Annotated in this window: 17 protein-coding genes and 2 pseudogenes; 7 read left to right on the forward strand and 12 right to left on the reverse strand. The window is 74.4% G+C overall.

The window, feature by feature from the left end:
• Positions 1 to 58: 58 nt before the first annotated feature.
• A pseudogene (locus KPF47_RS40005) lies at positions 59 to 700 on the reverse strand (alpha/beta hydrolase); the annotation flags it as partial.
• On the opposite strand from KPF47_RS40005, the gene KPF47_RS09835 reads away from it, so the two are divergent.
• Positions 639 to 2,441: a sigma-54-dependent Fis family transcriptional regulator gene (locus KPF47_RS09835; RefSeq protein WP_224388264.1), complete on the forward strand. Its 1,803-nt coding sequence runs from the start codon at positions 639 to 641 to the stop codon at positions 2,439 to 2,441. The pseudogene KPF47_RS40005 and the gene KPF47_RS09835 overlap by 62 nt on opposite strands.
• A gap of 4 nt (positions 2,442 to 2,445) precedes the next feature.
• Here KPF47_RS09835 and KPF47_RS09840 read toward each other — a convergent pair whose 3' ends face one another.
• Both KPF47_RS09840 and KPF47_RS09845 read right to left on the reverse strand, forming a co-directional pair.
• Positions 2,446 to 3,492 carry an acyl-CoA dehydrogenase family protein gene (locus tag KPF47_RS09840; protein ID WP_224388266.1) on the reverse strand — a complete coding sequence of 349 codons (1,047 nt, stop codon included), beginning with the start codon at positions 3,490 to 3,492 and terminating at the stop codon, positions 2,446 to 2,448.
• Complete coding sequence (locus KPF47_RS09845) at positions 3,492 to 4,694, reverse strand: acyl-CoA dehydrogenase family protein (protein ID WP_255659361.1); 1,203 nt, start codon at positions 4,692 to 4,694, stop codon at positions 3,492 to 3,494. Before KPF47_RS09845 ends, KPF47_RS09840 begins: the two co-directional genes overlap by 1 nt.
• Before the next feature lie 64 nt (positions 4,695 to 4,758).
• On the opposite strand from KPF47_RS09845, the gene KPF47_RS09850 reads away from it, so the two are divergent.
• Positions 4,759 to 6,231 (forward strand): NAD-dependent succinate-semialdehyde dehydrogenase, encoded by a 1,473-nt coding sequence (locus tag KPF47_RS09850; RefSeq protein ID WP_224388270.1) that lies wholly within the window; start codon positions 4,759 to 4,761, stop codon positions 6,229 to 6,231.
• 64 nt (positions 6,232 to 6,295) lie between these two features.
• Here the strand turns inward: KPF47_RS09850 and KPF47_RS09855 are convergent, their stop codons facing one another.
• From KPF47_RS09855 to KPF47_RS09875, 5 genes are all read right to left on the reverse strand, one after another.
• Positions 6,296 to 6,622, reverse strand: coding sequence for a hypothetical protein (locus KPF47_RS09855; RefSeq protein WP_224388272.1), 327 nt, complete (start codon positions 6,620 to 6,622; stop codon positions 6,296 to 6,298).
• Complete coding sequence (locus tag KPF47_RS09860; RefSeq protein ID WP_224388274.1) at positions 6,619 to 8,688, reverse strand: hypothetical protein; 2,070 nt, start codon at positions 8,686 to 8,688, stop codon at positions 6,619 to 6,621. The genes KPF47_RS09855 and KPF47_RS09860 overlap by 4 nt, the downstream gene beginning before the upstream one ends.
• On the reverse strand, positions 8,685 to 10,175 hold the full coding sequence (locus KPF47_RS09865) for a lipopolysaccharide biosynthesis protein (protein ID WP_224388276.1): 1,491 nt from the start codon (positions 10,173 to 10,175) through the stop codon (positions 8,685 to 8,687). Before KPF47_RS09865 ends, KPF47_RS09860 begins: the two co-directional genes overlap by 4 nt.
• Positions 10,176 to 10,263: 88 nt before the next feature.
• On the reverse strand, positions 10,264 to 10,641 hold the full coding sequence (locus KPF47_RS09870) for a hypothetical protein (protein WP_224388278.1): 378 nt from the start codon (positions 10,639 to 10,641) through the stop codon (positions 10,264 to 10,266).
• A 99-nt stretch (positions 10,642 to 10,740) separates the two neighbouring features.
• Positions 10,741 to 11,724 carry a glycosyltransferase family 2 protein gene (locus KPF47_RS09875; RefSeq protein ID WP_308015368.1) on the reverse strand — a complete coding sequence of 328 codons (984 nt, stop codon included), beginning with the start codon at positions 11,722 to 11,724 and terminating at the stop codon, positions 10,741 to 10,743.
• A gap of 531 nt (positions 11,725 to 12,255) precedes the next feature.
• Between KPF47_RS09875 and KPF47_RS09880 the strand changes: the two genes are divergently transcribed.
• The 5 genes and pseudogenes from KPF47_RS09880 (at position 12,256) to KPF47_RS09900 (ending at position 15,906) form a co-directional block, all read left to right on the forward strand.
• The gene (locus tag KPF47_RS09880; RefSeq protein WP_224388282.1) at positions 12,256 to 13,155 is read left to right on the forward strand and encodes a glycosyltransferase; all 900 of its coding nucleotides are present in this window, start codon (positions 12,256 to 12,258) and stop codon (positions 13,153 to 13,155) included.
• A gap of 184 nt (positions 13,156 to 13,339) precedes the next feature.
• Positions 13,340 to 14,052, forward strand: a pseudogene (locus tag KPF47_RS09885) (energy-coupling factor ABC transporter permease).
• Positions 14,049 to 14,399: a PDGLE domain-containing protein gene (locus KPF47_RS09890; RefSeq protein WP_224388284.1), complete on the forward strand. Its 351-nt coding sequence runs from the start codon at positions 14,049 to 14,051 to the stop codon at positions 14,397 to 14,399. Before KPF47_RS09885 ends, KPF47_RS09890 begins: the two are co-directional and overlap by 4 nt.
• On the forward strand, positions 14,399 to 15,163 hold the full coding sequence (cbiQ, locus tag KPF47_RS09895) for a cobalt ECF transporter T component CbiQ (RefSeq protein WP_224388286.1): 765 nt from the start codon (positions 14,399 to 14,401) through the stop codon (positions 15,161 to 15,163). The genes KPF47_RS09890 and cbiQ overlap by 1 nt, the downstream gene beginning before the upstream one ends.
• The gene (locus KPF47_RS09900) at positions 15,160 to 15,906 is read left to right on the forward strand and encodes an energy-coupling factor ABC transporter ATP-binding protein (RefSeq protein WP_224388288.1); all 747 of its coding nucleotides are present in this window, start codon (positions 15,160 to 15,162) and stop codon (positions 15,904 to 15,906) included. Before cbiQ ends, KPF47_RS09900 begins: the two co-directional genes overlap by 4 nt.
• On the opposite strand, the gene KPF47_RS40010 is transcribed toward KPF47_RS09900, so the two are convergent.
• The 4 genes from KPF47_RS40010 to KPF47_RS09920 form a co-directional block, all read right to left on the reverse strand.
• Complete coding sequence (locus KPF47_RS40010; protein WP_224388290.1) at positions 15,885 to 16,724, reverse strand: CPBP family intramembrane glutamic endopeptidase; 840 nt, start codon at positions 16,722 to 16,724, stop codon at positions 15,885 to 15,887. The genes KPF47_RS09900 and KPF47_RS40010 overlap by 22 nt on opposite strands.
• A gap of 114 nt (positions 16,725 to 16,838) precedes the next feature.
• The gene (locus KPF47_RS09910; RefSeq protein ID WP_224388292.1) at positions 16,839 to 18,092 is read right to left on the reverse strand and encodes an SPFH domain-containing protein; all 1,254 of its coding nucleotides are present in this window, start codon (positions 18,090 to 18,092) and stop codon (positions 16,839 to 16,841) included.
• An 86-nt stretch (positions 18,093 to 18,178) separates the two neighbouring features.
• Positions 18,179 to 18,628, reverse strand: a complete 450-nt coding sequence (locus KPF47_RS09915) for an NfeD family protein (protein WP_224388294.1) — start codon at positions 18,626 to 18,628, stop codon at positions 18,179 to 18,181.
• A 122-nt stretch (positions 18,629 to 18,750) separates the two neighbouring features.
• Complete coding sequence (locus KPF47_RS09920) at positions 18,751 to 19,563, reverse strand: DUF3097 domain-containing protein (protein ID WP_224388296.1); 813 nt, start codon at positions 19,561 to 19,563, stop codon at positions 18,751 to 18,753.
• Positions 19,564 to 19,679 lie beyond the last annotated feature (116 nt).

Genomic DNA, 19,679 nt, shown 5'->3' on the forward strand with positions numbered 1-19,679 from the left:
CCCGCGCCCTCAGCGCCTCGAAGACCGCCACGGTGTCCTGCACCTGCGCCGGGTGCGGGTGCTCGGGGGCGCGCCGGTAGTCGGCGACGAACGCGGTCGCCCCCAGTGCCTTCGCGACGTGCCCGGCGAGCTTGCGGTGGCTGGCCGCGGAGCCGACCGCGAACCCGCCGCCGTGGGTGTAGAGCAGGACCCGGGCCGGGTCCGCACCGATCGGGAGGGTCCAGGTCCCGGGGACCCCACCGAGGGTGTCCTCGCGGTAGGTGACGTCCTCGGGCTCGCGGGTGGCCCGGTGCCACTCGTCGAAGATGCTGCGGAACAGCCGGGTGGTGAGGTCGGGGGTGTCCGCGATGATCCCGGACCAGTCCGCGTAGAGGGCACGCAGCGCGTCGGACTCGGTGGACGTGCCCGGCGGGCGGGTCGGTGGCGCCGTCGTCATCGCAGTTCTCCTCCGGTCGGCCGGGACGACGGGGGCGCCGCACCGGCGGTGGTGTGGTCGTCGATGGTCGGCACCCCGCCGCCCGCGCGGGTGTTCCGTTCTGGAACGCCCCCGGACCGCGAGCGCTGGCCAGAATCGTGTGACCCGGGGCACAGTGGGTGTGTCGGCGGTGGGAACGGATCGGGCGGGACGGATCGGGGCGATGACGCGTCGGGACGACGACACGGCGGTGCCGGCGCTGTCGGCCGGACAGCGCCGGCACATCCGGCGCAGCCGCGAGACGCTCGTCGACGGCGGGCTGCTCGCCGTACCGCCCGGCCACGCGGGGGTGCCGCCGCTGATCGAGCAGAGCTGGCGGCGCTGCATCGGCGAGGCCGTACCGACCGCGCCGGAGCGCATCGGCCACGCCGACCCCGGGGACGACCACACCCTGCTGCGGCGGGCGGCCGAGCCGGTCCTGGCCCGGCTGGTGGACAGCTTCGCCGACGTCCCGGTGGCCATGGTCCTGTCCGACGCGACCGGGCGCATCGTCCGGCGCCACGTCGGCCCCCGGCGGCAGCGGACCATCATGGACCGGGCGAGCGCGGTGGAGGGGTCGGACTTCTCCGAGCGGTCGGTGGGCACCAACGGCATCGGCACCGTGCTCGTCGAACGGCGGCCGGTCCTGGTCCGGGGCCCGGAGCACTACAACGCGCTGCTGGAGAACCTGACCTGCGCGGGCACCCCGGTCGTGGACCCCGGGACCGGGCGCGCGGTGGGCTCGTTCTCACTGGCCTGTGCGGTGGGGGACGTGCATCCGCTCATGGCGGTAATGGCCGCCGACATCGGCCGTCAGATCGAGGGCCGGCTGCTCGACGAGGCCGTGGAGCGGCACCGGCGCCTGGTGCGGGCCTACCTCGCGCTGGGGCGGACGACGGCCGGGGCGCTGGTCGTCGACGCCGACACCCTGCTCGGAGACCGCCCGGCGCTCGCCCACGCCGGACCCGACCTGCACCCCCTGCTGTGGGCGTTCCTGCGCGAGGACCGCCCGGACCGGGCACGGCGGATGCGGGTCCCGCTGCCCGACGGCCTGCACGACGCGGTCGTCGCACCGGTCGAGGGCACCGGCGGGACCGCGTTCAGCATCCGGCTCGGACGCCGCAGTCCCCCGGTCACCGAGCCGGCGCGGGCTGCGGTCCGGGGCGCCACCGGGCAGCACGTCCGCTCGCGGCCCGAGGCCCGCCACGACGCCCGCCGTCACCGGGGGCTGCACCACGATCCGGAGGCCGACCGCCGCCTCCGGGACGCCGTGGCACACCGGGAGACCGTCGCGGTGACCGGTCCCGGTGGCAGCGGGAAGCTGCGTACCGCCCGGCTGCTGCTGTCCCGCCTCGGCCTCGACGACGTCGTCGTCGTCGAGCCGCACCGCGATCCGGACTGGTTCACCACGGCCCGCGCCGCCGCGGCGGCGGGACGCGGCCTGGTCCTGCGGCGGGTGCACGCGGCTCCGGGCCCGTCCGCGGCGGAGCTGCGGGACCTGGCCGCGACGGGCGGGCCGATCGCCCTCACCGCGGAGGCCACCACGGTCGACGGCCGTCTGTCCGACCTGCTCGGCCAGGTCGCCACCGTCGTCCGGCTGCCGGCACTCGCGGCGGGCCGCGAGCACCTGCCGGCGCTGGTCGAGGCGGTGCTGGCCGGTCTGCCGGGGCCCGCGTCGGGGTCGCGCCCGACCGCGGCGGCGCTGGACCGGCTCCTGGCCTGGCACTGGCCGGGCGACATCGCCGAGCTGCACACGGTGCTCGGCGCGGCGGCCCGGCGCGCGGCCGGGGGCCCGATCGGACCCACCGACCTGCCCGACCGGCTGCGGGCCGCCCGCCGGGGGCTCGCGCTGATGGAGGCCGCGGAGCGGGACGCCGTCGTGGAGGCGCTGCGCGGCGCCGGCGGGAACCGGACCCGGGCCGCCCGCGCGCTCGGGATCGGCCGCAACACCCTCTACCGCAAGCTGCGCGAGTTCGGGATCTCCTGACCGCTCAGGGCCGCCCGACCACCAGCGGCCACAGCCCGTCGGCGCCCGCCCCCAGTGCGGCCGCACCGACCCGGTCGTTCCAGTAGGCCTCGTCGCCGTCCTCGTCGCGCCAGGCCCACAACCGGGTCGTGACCAGCCGCAGGTCGTGCTCCCGGGTGAACCCGATGGCGCCGTGCACCTGGTGGGAGATCCGTGCGACGGCACCCGCCGCCTCCCCGCAGCGGGCCTTCGCCGCGGCCACGGCGAACGCGGTGCCCGGCGCGGCGAAGCCGTCGCGCTCCGCGGTGGCGGCCGCCGCGGCGGACGCGGCCGCGGCGGCGGCCACCTCGGCACCGGCCTCGGCGAGCATCTGCTGCACGGCCTGGAAGCGGCCGATGGCCCGCCCGAACTGGTTGCGCTCCCCCGCGTACCCGACCGAGCGGGCCAGGGCGGCACGGGCGGCCCCGGCGAGCAGCACCGCGCGGGCCAGCGCGGCCCGCAGGGCGAGCTCCTCGGCGGCACCGGTGGGCGCGTCCCCGGCGGCGAGCGGCGTGGCGGCGGCGAACGCCAGGTCGTCGCGCGGCTCCTCGGCCAGGTTCGTGTGCTCGGTGACGGTCGCCCCGGTGGTGTCGAGCACCAGCACCCGGCCGGCGTCGAGCACGACCACCGCGGCGAGGCTGCGCCCCCACGGCACCCGGGTGAGCGTCCCCGAGACGGTGCCGGCCCCGTCGAGGGTGCCACCGGCGGTCCCGGCGGGCCGGGTCCCGGCCGTGCGGGCGGTGACGACGGCGGCCAGCGGCCCGTCCGGCACGGCGAGCCCGGCGGCGCGGGCCAGCCACCCGGCGAGCAGGTCGGTCTCGGCGAGCGGAACCCGTGCGGCCCACGCCCCGGCCGCGTCCAGCACGACCGCGGCGTCGGTCGGGGTCCCGCCGGTCTCCGGGGCGGTCAGCGTCGTCAGCCCCGACTCGGCGCAGGCCTTCCAGGCCGCGGCGTCCAGACCGGTGGCGTCGCGCTCGTAGGAGTCCGCGAAGATCGCCCCGGCCAGGTCGGCGAGCTCGGTGTTGCGGGCCATCAGCGCAGTCCCATCCCCCGCGCGACGATGCCGCGCAGGACCTCGTTGGTGCCGCCGCGCAGGGTGAACCCGGGGGCGTGCAGCACGGCGTCAGCCAGCAGCCGGGCGAACCCGGACCCCGCGCCCGGATCGGGCGGGACGTCCACGAGCAGCCGGGCCGCGTCGACGATCTCGTTCTCGAAGCGGGTGCCGAGGTCCTTCACCAGGGCCGCGGCCAGCTCGGGCGCCTCGCCGGACTCCAGCGCCCCGGCGACCGCCAGCGACATGGCCCGCAGCGTCCACAGCCGCGACACCAGCGACCCGATCCGGCGCCGGGTGCCGGCGTCGACGCCGCCCGACGCCGCCGTCAGCTCCCCGACCAGCGACGACAGCAGCGGGTAGGTGGACAGGAACCGCTCCGGCCCGGAGCGCTCGAACGCGAGCTCCCCGGTGACCTGGGCCCAGCCGTTGCCGATCTCGCCGAACACCCGTGCGTCCGGGATGAACACGTTCTCGAAGCGGACCTCGTTGAAGTGGTGCGCACCGGTGAGCAGGGGGATCGGCCGGATCTCCACGCCCGGCGAGTCCAGCTCGACGAGGAACTGCGACAGCCCCGCGTGGCGGTGGGCCTCGTCGCGCGGCTCGGTGCGGACCAGGGCGAAGAACGCGTGCGCGTGGTGCGCCCCGGACGTCCACACCTTCGTGCCGTTCAGCTGCCACCCGCCGTCCACGCGGGTGGCGCGGGTGCGCACCGACGCCAGGTCGGAGCCGGAGTCCGGCTCGGACATCCCGATGCCGAAGAACACCTCCCCGCGGGCGATGCCGGGCAGGAACGCCCGGCGCTGCTCCTCGGTGCCGTGACGCAGCAGCGACGGCCCGATCTGCCGGTCCGCGATCCAGTGCGCCGCGACCGGCGCGCCGGCGGCGAGCAGCTCCTCGGTGACGACGTAGCGCTCCAGCGCGGTGCGGCCGTGACCGCCGTAGGCGGTCGGGATGGTCATGCCCAGCCAGCCGCGCTCGCCCAGGCGGCGGGAGAAGCCCTCGTCCCAGCCCGACAGCCAGACGTCGGCGCGCGGGGTCCAGCGGTCCGCGGCGCGCTCGTCGTCCAGGAAGGACCGGACCTCGGCCCGCAGCCCGGCCAGCTCCGCCGGCAGCTCCACCGGCTCGGGCACCAGCGCGGGCAGCTTCGGGATCGTCGTCGATGTACCTGCCACGGACGCCATCATGGCCCAGGTCGCGGGCCCGCCGCCGTGTCTATGGGAGGGCTCACCGGGGTACGTTCCGGGCATGACCACCAATGCTGACGAACGCAGGGTGCTGGAGGCCGTCCCCACCGGCCTGTTCATCGGCGGCCGGTGGCGGCAGGCGGAGAACGGCGCGACCGCGAAGGTGGAGGACCCGGCCACCGGCGAGGTGCTCACCGAGGTCGCCGACGCCTCCCCCGCCGACGGCATGGACGCCCTGGCCGCCGCACACGCCGCACAGCCCACGATCGCCGCGATGGCGCCCCGGGAGCGCAGTGAGATCCTGCGCCGCGCCTACGACCTGCTCCACGAGCGCATCGACGACCTGGCCCTGCTGATGACCCTGGAGATGGGCAAGCCCTTCGCCGAGGCCAAGGGCGAGGTCGTGTACGCCTCGGAGTTCCTGCGCTGGTTCTCCGAGGAGGCCGTGCGCATCGACGGCGGCTACCAGGTCGCGCCGAACGGCCAGACCCGCTTCCTCACGATCCGCCAGCCCGTCGGGGTCTGCGTGTTCGTGACGCCGTGGAACTTCCCGCTCGCCATGGGCACCCGCAAGATCGCCCCCGCGGTCGCCGCCGGTTGCGCATCGGTGATCAAGCCCGCCCCGCAGACGCCGCTGACGATGCTCGCGTTCGCCCAGGTGCTGGCCGACGCGGGCCTGCCCGACGGCGCCCTGAACGTCATCAACGCCACCGACGCCGGCGGGGTGATGGAGCCGATCCTGCGCGACGGCCGCGCCCGCAAGATGTCGTTCACCGGGTCCACCCCGGTCGGCAAGCTGCTGCTGGGCCAGGCCGCGGACAAGGTCATGCGCTCGTCGCTGGAGCTGGGCGGCAACGCCTCGTTCATCGTGCTCGACGACGCCGACGTCGACGCCGCCGTCGAGGGCGCCATGATCGCGAAGATGCGCAACATGGGCGAGGCCTGCACCGCGGCGAACCGGTTCTACGTCCAGCGCGGCGTCGTCGAGGAGTTCACCGCCAAGCTCGCCGAGCGGATGGGCGCGCTCAAGGTCGGCCGTGGCACCGAGGAGGGCGTGAACGTCGGCCCGCTGATCGACGCCAAGGGCCGGGACAAGGTCACCGACCTGGTCGCCGACGCCGTCGCGAACGGCGCGTCGATCGCGCTGGGCGGGCAGGCCCACGACGGGCCCGGCTACTTCTACCCGCCGACCGTGCTGACCGACGTCCCGTCGGACTCGCGGCTCAACCACGAGGAGATCTTCGGGCCGGTCGCGCCGATCACCGTGGTCGACAGTGCCGACGACGCGCTCGCCGCGGCCAACGCGACCGAGTTCGGCCTGGTCAACTACGTGTACACGCGGGACCTGAACCGGGCGCTGCACATCGCCGAGAACCTCGAGAGCGGCATGATCGGGCTCAACACCGGGCTGGTGTCGAACCCGGCCGCACCGTTCGGTGGGGTCAAGGAGTCCGGGCTGGGCCGCGAGGGCGGCGGCATCGGCATCGACGAGTTCCTGGAGACCAAGTACGTGGCGATCGGCTACAGCGGCTGATCCCCCGCACGCACGAGGGCCCCGGCGCCGTACGGCACCGGGGCCCTCGCGTATCGCCGGTCGGTCAGCCGGGCGGGGCCGCGGGCGGGGCCGGGGCGGCCGGGGCCTGCGGCTGGATCGGCACCGCCGGGTCCTGCCCGGGCAGCGGCTCGGCGGGCTGGGTCACGTCGGCCCGGCCCCCGGAGACGAGCTCGACCAGCTCGACACCGCCGTTGAGGCTCAGCATCACGATCACCAGCGCCACCGAGGCGACGGCGGCCGCGGTGAGCCCGCGCTGCGCGGAACCGCTGGTGACCAGCCGGCCCCGGCTGGTCTCCACCACCCAGGCGCGGGCGGCGAACACCGCCAGCATCAGACCGAAGGCGAGCCAGGTCAGGAGGAATCCGTTCACGGGTTCGGCACCTCCCCGCCGGCCGCCGGAGCGGGCGCCGTGTCCGGCGCCGGGACACCCGGCACCGGGAGCGGCTCGTTACGCACCAGGATCGCGTCGAACCCGCTCTCGTAGGTCGCCCGGTACTGGCCCGACGCGACGAGCTGGTTGCGGATCTCGATCGTCCAGCCCGGCTCGCGGTCGTTCAGCACGACGCCCTGCTTCTCGATCGCCGGGTAGAACAGGATCGTCTGCGGCTGGACCTGGTCGATGCAGCGGAACGGGTCCGCCGCGAGGACCGCGCAGCCCTGTCCGCCCGACGCCATGTTGTTGTTCTCGCCGACGCCCTCCAGGGCGTACGGCCCGACCGTCGACAACGGCTGCACCGTCGCCCCGGGCGGCGCCTCGTCGTAGGCCTTGCGGGTCATCTGGACGTCCTCGGTCGTGACGTCGGTGTAGGCCTCGTTCCCGCCGCGGATGAAGATCAGCAGGCCGAAGATGACCACCATGCCCGCCGCGAGCAGACGTTCGCGCTTGCGGTCGACACGGGCGAATGCCCGCAGCGCGTCGACGGCGAGGATCGACAGGATCGGCAGGCCGTAGAGCAGCACGCGCAGCAGCAGCTCGCCACCGTAGCTCTGCACGACCGCCATCCCCATCGGGATGATCGCCAGCAGGATCGGCACCAGGTCGCGCCGACGGCGCCAGTAGACCCAGGCCCCGGCGAAACCGATGACGTAGGTCAGGCCGGTCATCACGACCCGGAACCCCTTGCCCACCAGCTGGCCCGTGTCGCCCTGGAACCGGTCGACGACGCCGGCCTGCAGCGCGCTGCCGTCGTCGCTGCTACCGATGATCATGCTGATCTGGTTCATCCAGAAGTCGCGGGCACCGATCAGCACGAACACCGCCACCGCCGCGATCGCGATGATCACCAGCCCCCGGCCGCGGAACCGTCCCACGACCGCCAGCACGGCGAGCTGGCCGATGATGGCGAACGGCGTCAGCTGGTGGGCCGGGGCGACCGCGATCACGCAGAGCGCCGCGCAGAAGTAGATCAGCAGCAGCTGCCGGGCGGGCAGCGTCGGGGTGTTCGGCGGGGTCAGCGCCGACACCAGCCAGCGACGCCATCGGGGCAGCGGTGGTGCGCCGCGGTGCGCCCGGGGCCAGCCCGGGACGCCGGCGTTGTCGACGCGGCGGGTGGCCAGCGGGCCGAGCGCGAACGTCAGCACCGTCAGCAGCAGCACGATCGCGGTCGCCTGCGGGGAGAAGTAGTCCTGCTCGATCCAGTTCAGGCCGATGAACAGCCAGGCCGCCACCCACGGCGCGCGGGTGCCCCCGAGCATCGAGCGGGCGAGCGCGTAGACGCCGATCGCCCACACCGCGGTGACCGCGGGCGGGTACCAGCGCAGGATCGTGTCGAGCTGGTCGGCGCCCGCGGCGTCCCGGATCCACGCCCACTGGGCGAAGAACGCCGGCCAGTAGAACCGGGCGTCCACACCGGTGGGCGGGACCCCGTTGTTGCGGGCGACGGCGTCGACGAACCCGGAGATCAGCCAGGCCGTGGTGAACCGCGCCTGCGGCTGCACGACCGAGGGCAGGCCGGTGGAGCACAGCAGCAGCACACCCGTCGCGGCACCCAGCATCGGGATGCGCGGGCGGCGCGACCACAGCTCGACCAGGCAGGCGCCGATCGCGAGCAGCAGGGCGATCCAGGCGAACGGGCTCAGTGCCGGGGCCAGGCCCCAGCCGCCCAGGTCGGACAGGTCCGTCGTCGCGGCGGCCACGGGGAGCAGCAGCACCGCGAGCACGGCGAGCACCGGGGCGCCCCAGACCCACAGCGGGGACAGCGGCTCGGCGGTCTCGGGTGCGGGCGGCGGAGGCGGGCCGTCCCCGGGCGGACGCGGGACCGGGCCGCGGACGGCCATGGTCGGCGAGTCCGGGCCCGGCGGCGTGACGAACCGGGTCCGCTCGCTCGCGCTCTCCTCCGCGACCCGGGTCCGCGCGACGGCGGGCTCCGCGCCGCGGTGGCCGCGGGTGGACGGGGACGGGTCGGGGCCGCCCGTCCGGCGGGTCTCCGACGTCACGACTTCACCTCCGGGGTGCTCCGGCGGTTCCACGCCGGGACGAATCTGAGTGCCAGCGCGCAGAGGAGCTGCGCGCCGACGTAGCCGAGCACGATCGGCAGCATCATCATGCTGACCGATGCGGTTCCCGGGTCGGGCAGCGGGACCAGACCGGCGAAGGCCACGACCAGTCCGGTGTTGAGCAACTGGATCTTCGCGTAGCCCATCCCGTCGCCGTCGGCCTGGCGGCGGGCGAGCTCGAAGACCACGATGAGCCGGAAGAACAGCCCGCCCATGAGCACCGCGAGCGCGGGCGCCCCGGGCGCGTAGCCCTCGCCGAGCAGCGACAGCACCGGGTAGCCCAGCGCCGCGCCGAGCCCGAGCGCCGGGACGAACAGCAGCAGCATCCGGCGGCGGGCGACGCGGGCGAACTCCTCCGCGCGGTGCGGCTCCCGGGCGGTCTGGACGGTGAGCGAGTTCGTGAAGAAGGTGGCGGCCAGGTCGATGACGGTCACCGCCTGCCAGCAGATGAAGAAGACCGCGCCGATCTCGTTGCCCATGCGGAAGTTCGCGAACAGCGGGACCTGGTTGTAGAGCAGCGCGTTGCCGCACTGCGCCAGCGCGGTCGGCGCGAGGAACGCGATCATCTCCGGGCGCGACGGCACCGTGCCCGGCCCGCCGGAGCGGGCGAAGCGCCGCACCATGAACCAGAGCAGCACGGTGCCGGCGGCGATCCACAGCACCACCGGGATCGCCCAGGACAGCACCAGCGCCTCGGACGCGAGCGTGCCGCCCAGCGCGAGCAGCAGCACGATCCGGGTCACCGCGAAGGTGCCGTTGCGCCACACGGCCACCCACGGGCGCCCGATGGCGACCATGACGAAGTCGTGCACGACGAACACGCACCAGCCGGCACAGGTCAGGACGAGCACGACCAGGCCCCACCCGAACGACCCGCCACCCGCCGCCTCGGCGACCCGGGGCACGAGCGTGCCGTAGATCAGGCCGATCAGCCCGGACAGCGGCATGATCAGCAGCAGCGAGCCGAAGGTGAGCCGGACGGACCTGCGGCCGGCGCCGGGCAGCCAGCGCAGCAGCGCGAGCCCCAGGTTGAGCTGGGCGACGCCGCCGATCAGCTGGAACGCCGACACGAACTCCGAGGCCCGCCCGACCTCGGACTGCGGCATGATCCGGGTCGCGATCAGCACGCCGAGCAGACCGGCGACCGATCCGAAGCCCGAGCACAGGGTCAGGGCGATGCCGTCGCCGATGCCGGCGTTGCGGTCGGGGACCTGCTCGCCGTCGTCACCGCCGTCGTCACCGCCGCCTCCGCCGCCCGGTCCGGGCGGAGGGGCCGGCGGCGGGGTCGGTGGGTTCTCACCGGGCCCGCGCAGGCCGACCAGCGGCGGCAGGTACTCGGTGTGCTGCTCGGCGTTGCGGCGCACCCGTCCCCGGGCGTGCGCCGTGGCGAGACGCTGGGTCGGGGCGTCGGGGTCGACGTCGGACATCCGGGGTCCGGGGGCGGGGCCGGGACCGGGCGCACCCGCGGCAGGGCGGGGGCGGGCCGGCCCGACCGGCCTCACCGGAAGGTCCCGCTCACTGGGCCACCACGGCGTGGCGCAGCAGGAACGGGACGGACAGGAGCGTGACGACGAACAGCGCGACGCTGGGGTACCAGAGACCGAGGCTGACCATGAGCTGGCCGCCGATCAGGGTGACGGCGGTGCCGACCCCGAGGGTCAGCAGCCAGACGTGCGCGGCGGGCGCACGACGCAGGAAACCCGCGGCGGCCCAGCCGGGGCCGAGCAGCAGGAAGCCGATGGTGACCAGCAGCCGGAACTCGCCCAGCGCGCCCCCGCTGACCCCGGCGACGCTCAGTCCGCAGGCGATGACGCCGGCGGCGACGAGCAGGATCGCCACGTACCGCCGCGCGGTCCTCGCGCGGGTCAGCTCAGCTGCGGACTGCACGCTCACCGCGGCTCACTCCTCTTCTCCGATGGTTCTGCCGGCGCGCCACCCCGTGCGGGCGGGCGGCCGGTGGGGTCGCGACCGGCCGAGCCGGTCGCGGGGCGCTCAGGACGCCTCTTCCCCCCATGCGTACCGCACCCCGGTCCGCTCCGGACGGGCGGACCCCTCCCGCTCGGCGCCGACCGGACGCTGCTCGCGCGCGACCGGCGACGGGGCGGGCCGCGACGGCGCCGGGGCGGGCGCGTCGGCGTGCGGGCGCGGGGCCGGGCGCTGCGGGTGCGCCGGCGCCGCGGGCGTCACCGGGTGACCGGCGGGCGGCAGGACCGCGGCCGGGCCGGGGACGGCCGGTCCGCGGGCGGCGGGCCGGTCGTCACGACCGGCGCGGCGACGCTCGGCCGCGAGGGTCCGCAGGACCCGGGTGCCGTCGGCGAAGGTGCGCAGGTTCGTCTCGCCGAACATCCGCTCCTTCTCCACCGAGGGGACCTCGGTGATCGACAGACCCGCGGCGGCGACCCGGCAGTTCAGGACCGTCTCGATCTCGAAACCGTCGCCCCAGTACATCCCGCCGTCCGGGTGCGGCGGCATGTCGACCGCGGGCAGCTCCAGCAGCGGCAGGATGTCGGCCCAGAAGGCGTTGTAGCCATAGCAGAGGTCGCTGTAACGCGTCCCGAACAGCGTGTTCGCGATCAGGTTCAGACCGGCGTTGCCACCCTTGCGGAGCAACGTGATGTCGTCGCTGCCGCCCCCCTTGGTGAACCGGCTGCCCTTGGCGAAGTCGGCGCCCTCGACGAGGGCGGCGATGAAGCGCGGGATCTCCTGCGGGTCGGCGGAGCCGTCCGCGTCGAACATGACGATGGCGTCACCGGTGGCCGCGGCGAAGCCGCAGGCCATCGCGTTGCCCTTGCCCTTACGGGTCTGCCGGACGATGCGGACGCCGGGCAGGACGCGGCGGGCGGTCTCGACGGTGCCGTCCTTGGAGTCGCCGTCGACGACGATCACCTCGTGGACGGCGGGTCGCACGGCCGCGACGGCCGGTAGGACGACCTCGAGGTTCCGTGCCTCGTTGCGGGTCGGCACGATCACCGACACCCGTGGCTGGGTCGGACGACGTGGTCCGTGGTCAATGCGCTTGTCCACCGGTCTCTCCCCCGAATCGATCGGTCCTGGCGCGCGGTTGGCGAGCAGTGCGTTCCCGGTCGTGACGACGATGCCGACCCCGACCGGATCCGTTACCCCACAACGGGGGTCATCCGGCATATCTCCGGCGCCGTCGATCGCGTTACGTGACCCGCACCGCATCTGGTGTCGCCCGGACGGCGTACACCCTCCGGGCTCCGTCGCCACGGCGTGGACCGACCACGCGAACACGATCGCCGATAGTACGGACGCCGTCCGGGCCGCCGCGGCGCGGGACCGGCCTGTGCGGCACCGGCCGACGAGCGGTGACCGACGGGCGGCGAGCGGCAGCCCCCGGGTCGCGATCACGGTCCGTGGCCGTCGGTTGCGGACGGCCCCGGTCGGACGTCGCTCGTCCGCGCCGCCGTCGGGCCCGCCGAACGGGGCGGGTAGCGTGGCTCGCCGCCTGCTCGTCCGATCCGTTCCACCCCTGCGAGGTACCCGATGAGGCCCGGCGGCTTTGTGTCCAGCGTGTCCGTCTGCATCCCGGTCCACAACGGCGAGGCCTACCTCGCCGAGACCATCCGCAGCGTGATGGAGCAGACCTGGCGGGACTTCGAGCTCGTGGTGCTGGAGAACGGCAGCACCGACGCCAGCTGGGAGATCGCGACCTCCTTCCGCGACCCGCGGATCCGGGTCGAGCGCAACCGGCAGCCGCTGTCGCAGGGCGAGAACTGGAACCGCGCCGTCGAGCTGTGCCGCGCGCCGCTGGTGAAGATGGTGTGCGCCGACGACCTGCTGCACCCGCGCTGCCTGGAGCTGCAGGTGCCGCCGATGCGCGACGACCCGTCGCTCTCGGTGGTGGCCTCGCGCCGGCACATGATCGACGAGCAGAGCCGGGTCATCGTCCCGCGGCGCGGGCTGGGCGGCGGGCTGGTCGGGCTGCACTCGGGCAGCGAGGTCGCCCGGCGGGTGATCCGCAACGGCGCGAACCCGATCGGCGAGCCGGGCAACGTCCTGTTCCGCCGCGAACAGTTCGTCACCGCGGGTGGGTGGCGCCCGGAGCGGCGCTTCATCATGGACCTCGACCTGTGGATGCGGCTGCTCCAGTACGGCGACTTCCTCGGCGTCCCGGAGACGCTGGCCGCGTTCCGGATCGCGCGCGGCTCGGTCTCGTCGGAGTTCGAGCAGCAGATCTCCGCCGAGCAGCAGCTGCTGTTCGACGAGCTGGGCGACTCCGGGGTGTTCGACGTCCGCCCGCTCGACGTGCGGATCGGCCGGCTCGCCCTGCCCCTGGGCCGGGCCCGGCGCAAGGCGCTGTTCAAGGTCTCGCGGATCGCCGCCCGCAAGGACGACCGGCTGATCGCCGAGCGCGACGAGGCCGCGGCGGCCGACGCCCGCTGATCCCGCGGCCCGCCGGGCCACCCGGACGGACGGTGCCCCGGACCCTCCCATCGGCGAGGCTCGTACCGGACATCCGGGACATGCAGTCGTCTATCTACTGCCAGCTCTGTGCGGGAGCACCGTTGTCGCGTTGAATCCCCTCACCCGGCCGGGTGGCGGCCGGTCCGACCGGTGAGGGGGCGCGATGCAGACGCACGCGGTCGCCATGCACATGAGCGACGGGCTGGTGAACGGTCCGACGGCGCTGCTGTTCGCCGTCGTCGCGGTGATCGCGCTGACGGTGGCCGTCCTGCGCGCCCGCGCGGACCTCGACGACCGCACCGCGCCGATGGCCGGCCTGGTCACGGCGTTCGTCTTCGCCGTCCAGATGATCAACTTCCCGATCCTGCCCGGGCCAGCGGACACCTGCTGGGCGGGGCGCTGGTCGCGATCCTGGTGGGCCCCTGGGTGGGCGTCATCGCGATCTCGATCGTGCTCGTCGTCCAGGCGCTCCTGTTCGCCGACGGCGGCATCACCGCGCTCGGGCTCAACATCACCAACATGGCCGTGATCGGGGTCGTGGTCGGCTGGCTGGTGGCCCGCTCGCTGCGCCGGTTCGCGGTCCGTTCGCGGGGCGGGCTGGTCGCGGTGGCCTTCGTCGCGGCGCTGCTGAACACGATCGTCGCCTCGATGGGCTTCGTCCTGGAGTACGCGATCGGAGGTGCCGGTGGCGCCACTCTCGGCACGGTGTTCGCCCTGATGGGCGGCCTGCACGTGCTGATCGGCATCGGCGAGGGTGTGATCACCGCCGCCACCGTGGGCGCGGTGGCCGCCGCCCGGCCCGACCTCGTCCACCTGCTGCGCGGCACGGCGCGCCCGCTCACCCGCCGCTCGACCTCCCCGGAGGGTGCCCGATGACCGCCACCGCCCGCCGTCGCCCGCTGCTGTTCTTCGCCGGGTTCCTGATCGTCTCGCTCGTCGTGGCCGGCCTGGTCTCCTCCCTCGCCTCCCCCGACCCGGACGGCCTGGACACCGTCGCCCGGGACGGCTGCACCGCCGTCGCGGGCCCGGACGGCGAGGAGCAGCTGCAGGGGACCTGCATCGCGCGCCACGAGAGCGACCACGCGATGGCGTCCGGTCCGCTCGCCGGCTACGCGGTCGCGGGCGGCGAGGGCACCACCGGGGTCGCCGGGGTGGCCGGGGTCCTGGTGACGGTCGTCGTCGCGGGCGGGGTGTTCCTGCTGCTGCGGCGCCGGGACGGCTGATGGGCGCCGGGCACTCCCACCCGCTCCACCTGCACCACGACTCCCCCGTCCACCGGCTCCCGCCGGAGGTCAAGATCGTCTCGGCGCTGCTGGTGGTGGTCTGCGTGGTCGCGACCCCCCGCGAGGCGTTCGCGGTGTTCGGCGGGTTCGCGGTCCTGCTCGCCGTGGTGTGGGCACTGGCGGGCATCCGGCCGGGCTGGATCCTGCGCCGCTCGGTCATCGAGCTGCCCTTCGTGGTCCTCGCGGTGCTGCTGCCGTTCACCGGCCCCGAGCCGACGCTCGACTGGTTCGGGCTCCCACTGTCCCAGCCGGGCCTGTTCGCCGCGTGGAACATCCTGGTCAAGGGCACCCTGGGGGTGCTGACCTCGCTCACCCTCGCGGCGACGACGCCGATGCGCGACCTGCTGGTCGGGCTGGCGCGGCTGCGCGCCCCGGCCGTCGTCACCACCATCGCGACCCTGATGCTGCGCTACGCCGACGTGATCGCCGGCGAGGCCCGGCGGATGCGCCTGTCCCGGATCTCCCGTGGTCACGACCCGCGGTTCCTGTGGCAGGCCGGGGCGACCGCACGCGGGATCGGCTCGCTGTTCGTACGGTCCTACGAACGCGGCGAACGGGTGCACCTGGCGATGCTGTCGCGCGGCTGGACCGGCACCCTGCCGCCGACGGCCGACGCCCCGACCACGTCGCGGCAGTGGCTGGCCGGACTGACCGTGGCGGGCGTGGCGGTGCTGCTCGCCGGTGCGGGCTGGGTGGCCGCGTGAGCACACCGTCGCTGCGGCTGACCGACCTCGCCTTCGCCTACCCGGACGGGCACCAGGCGCTGTTCGGCGTCGACCTCACGATCGCCCCCGGCGAGCGGGTGGCGCTGCTCGGACCCAACGGCGCCGGGAAGACCACCCTGGTGCTGCACCTCAACGGGATCCTGGGCGGCGGAGGGGACGGCGCGGCGGGCACGGTCGAGGTCGGCGGTCTGCCCGTGCAGCGACCGCACCTGCGCGAGATCCGACGCCGGGTCGGGATCGTCTTCCAGGACCCGGACGACCAGCTGTTCATGCCGACCGTCGCCGAGGACGTCGCGTTCGGGCCCGCGAACTTCGGCCTGCGCGGGCCCGAACTGCGTGCGCGGGTCGCCGAGGCGCTGGCCGCGGTGGGGATGGCCGACGCCGCCGACCGCTCCCCGCTGCACCTGTCCGGCGGACAGCGCAGGCGGGTCGCGCTGGCCACGGTGCTGGCGTGCGACCCGGAGATCCTGGTCCTCGACGAGCCGTCGTCGAACCTGGATCCGGTGGCCCGTCGCGAGCTGGCCGAGGTGCTGCTCGGGTTGGACCGGACGATGCTGATGGTCACCCACGACCTGCCCTACGCGCTGCAGCTGTGCCCGCGCAGCGTCGTGCTCGACGGGGGCACCGTCGTCGCGGACGGGACGACCCGCGACCTGCTCGCCGACGACGAGCTGCTCGCCCGGCACCGCCTGGAGCTCCCCTACGGCTTCGTGCTCGCCTGATCCCGGCCCGCCCGGCGGCGCAGTACGAGCACCGCCGGCAGGATCACGGCCAGCGCGCCGAAGGCGAGGAACTCCATCGACGTCGGTCGCGCCGGGTCGACCTGCGTGCTCAGCGCGCTGAAGTCCCACCAGCCGTGCGCGAGCATCGCCGCCGTGAGGGCCCCGGTGCTGCGGAACACGAGGTAGAACACGAACCCGGTTCCCGTGGTCAGCACGACCTGCAGGAGCGCGTTGCCGTACTCACCGGTGACGAGCCCGTTCGAGCCGTGCGCCATGCCGAAGACGATGCTGGTCCACAGACCGACCCGGAACTCGCTGCACCCGCTTCGGCGGAAGACCTGCACCCCGACGCCGCGGAACAGGAGCTCCTCGGAGAACCCGACCATGAGGGTGGCGATCAGCAGGGCCCCGGTGAAGGTGAGGCCCTTGCCGACGAGGCCGCTGTAGTCGGTCACGACCAGGCCGGTCACCAGCAGCACGACCGGGATCGCCAGGACCCAGGCGCGCAGCCGGCGGGGCTCGACGAAGACCGTCTGCCAGGCACGCAGGTAGGTCACGATCCCGAGGACGAACGCGGCACCGATCCCGACCGGGACGACGACCTGCTGGAGGATCGCGTCCGTGGAGGTCAGGCCGTGTGCGTCGGCGCCCGGCTCCGCGGCCAGCAGGAGCACTGCGCCCTGGACCAGGACGAGGTACCCGAGGACCAGGACCAGGAACTGCCACACCCGTAGCCGCGGCGCCCGGGAGCCGGCGTCCGCCGGGCGGTCGCCGCCCGGTGCCGCACCCGTGTGCCCGGGTGACGAGGCCGTGACCACTGTCGATCTCCTACTCGTCGGTGGATCGGAAGCCGTTGTACACGGCACCGCCCCACCCGGCGGACCGGATGGGGCGGTGCGTCACCGTCGGAGGTGACGTGCGGCCGGGATGGCTCAGCCGCGCTGCTCCTGGCCGTTCGGGTGGCCCTGCACCGTGCCCGGGGCGCCGATGCCGGGGACCTCGCGGGAGGCCTCCAGCTGGGCCGGGGCGCCGGCGGCGCCGCCGTTGCCGGTCTCGGCGCCGGGGACCGGCGGAACGTCCGAGCCGACCGGCGGGACCTCCTGCTGGGCGGCCGCGGTGGCCGCCGCGACCTGCTTGGCGATCTCCGGGTCGGAGGAGGTGTCGAACCAGTCCTCGACGCCGTCGTCCTCCGCCGGCTTGGAGACGGTCCCGTCGTCCGGGCTCGGCTCGTAGCGGAAGACGCCGTCCTCGCCGGGCGCGCCCAGCATCCGGGTGAAGCCCTCCAGTGCCTTGCCGAAGTCCGACGGCACGACCCACAGCTTGCTGGCCTCGCCCTCGGCCATCTGCGGCAGCGTCTGCAGGTACTCGTAGGCCAGCAGCTCCGGGGTGGGCTTGCCGGCCTTGATCGCGGCGAACTTCTTCTCGATCGCCTTCGACTCACCCTGCGCCTCGAGGTACAGCGCGGCGCGGCGGCCCTGGGCCCGCAGGATCTCCGACTGCCGCTCGGCCTCGGCCGCGAGGATCGCGGCCTGCTTGGCCCCCTCCGCGGTGAGGATCTGGGACTGCTTGTTGCCCTCCGCGCTGCGGATGGCCGACTCGCGCTGCCCCTCGGCGGTCAGGATCATGGCCCGCTTCTCGCGGTCGGCCTTCATCTGCTGTTCCATCGAGTTCTGGATCGAGGGCGGCGGGTCGATCGCCTTGATCTCCACCCGGGCGACCCGGATGCCCCAGCGGTCCGTGGCCTCGTCCAGCTCGCCGCGCAGCGCGGTGTTGATCCGGTCCCGCGAGGTCAGCGTCTGCTCCAGCGTCATGCCACCGACCACGTTGCGCAGGGTCGTGGTGGTGATCTGCTCGACACCGGCGATGTAGTTCGCGATCTCGTAGACCGCCGCCTTGGCGTCGTTGACCTTGAAGTACACGACCGTGTCGATGTTGACGGTCAGGTTGTCCTGCGTGATGACCGGCTGCGGCGGGAACGACACGACCTGCTCCCGCAGGTCGACCCGCTCGCGGGTGCGGTCGACGAACGGCACCAGGATGGCGGGGCCGCCCTCCCGGATGCTGTGGTACCGACCCAGCCGTTCGATGATGTAGGCCCACTCCTGCGGGACGATCACGACCGACTTGACGACGATCGTCACGACCAACGCGAGCAGGATGATGCCGATGACGAGCTCGGCGCCCATGTGCTCTCCCCTCTGCGCCGGAGAACCGGCGCCCGTGTCGCTCCGGGAGTCCCCGGAGCGGTCCCGCCGACCTGCCGCGGACGCGGTCAGGCCTGCGGCAGTTCCCCCCGACCGGTGACGAGCACGGCCGCCCCGGTCACCTGCAGGATCGTGACGGTGGCACCGGCCTCGAGGACCTCCGTGCCGTCCATCGACCGGGCCGACCACAGCTCGCGGCCGATCCGCACCTGACCGCGCTCACCGTCCACGCGCTGCACGACCTCGGCGGCGGCGCCGACGAAGCGGTCCTGGTGACGGTCGAGCGTGCCCATGTGCTCGGCCAGCCTGCGTTTGGCCACCGGCCGCACGGCCAGCAGCAGCAGCACCGCGACGGCGCCGCCCACCCCGGCGGCCGGGAGGAGCGTCAGCCCCAGTGCCGCACCGGCCGCCGCGGCGAGCGCGCCACCGCCCAGCATGACGAGGAACAGCTCTCCGGACACGACTTCGCTGCCGATCAGTACGAGACCGATGAGCAGCCAGATCAGTGCCGGGTCCATGGCTCCAGGGTGCCAGAATGTCCGATTCCCCGTCGTCGTTCCGCCGGGATGGTGCCCCCCGCTCCACCGGATCGTTACCGGTCGGTGCCGGTGGGTGCCGGACTTCGCCCGGTGTGCCGGGATCAGGACGCGTCGGCGGTCACGAAGTCGATGAGCCGCTCGACCGCACCGATCATCGGGGTCTCCAGGTCCCGGTAGCTGCGCACCGCGCCGAGCACCCGGCGGGCGCCGTCGGCGGGCTCGCCCCACCGCAGCGCCGCGCAGACGCCGGTCTTCCAGTCGGTGCCGCGCGGGATCACCGGCCACGCACGGATCCCGACGACCGAGGGCTTCACGGCCTGCCACACGTCGACGTAGGGGTGGCCGGTGACCAGGACGTGCTGCTGCGCGTCACGGGTGGCCCGGTAGGCCTCACGGGCCTGCCGGGTCTCCTTGGTCCCCTCCACCAGGTGGTCGACGAGGATCCCCAGGCGCCGGTGCGGGCCCGGGTCGAAGTCGCGCACGGCCGCGGCGAGGTCGTCGACGCCGTGCAGCGGCTCCACCACCACGCCCTCGACCCGCAGGTCGTGCCCCCACACCCGTTCGACCAGCGCGGCGTCGTGCAGGCCCTCGACCCAGATCCGGGCGGCGCGGGCGGTGCGCGCCGTCAGGTTCGCCACGTGCACCGAGCCGGACGCGGACAGCCCGCGGCCCGCGGGCGCGGCCCGCGGCCGCACCAGCGTCGCCGGGCGGCCCTCGTACAGGAACCCGGCGGGGCGCAACGGGAAGATCCGCCGGCCGCCGAAGCGGTCCTCCAGCGTCACCTCGGAGCCGGTGACGGTCACCACGGCCCCGCAGAACCCGCTGGCCGGGTCCTCCACGACCAGACCCGGCTCGGCGGCGACCTCGGCGACCCGGCTCTCCCGCGGCGCACGGGTACCCGTGGTGTCGAACATGCCCCGGTAATCGTGGGTCCGGCTCATGGTGAGCCAGTATCGGCCGACGCCGGTCGGTGACCGGGCCACGACACGCCCACACTCCGGTGGTCACGCACAGCGTGAACCTTGTCGCG

This window comes from Pseudonocardia sp. ICBG1293 (assembly GCF_020131355.1).
GTDB lineage: Bacteria > Actinomycetota > Actinomycetes > Mycobacteriales > Pseudonocardiaceae > Pseudonocardia.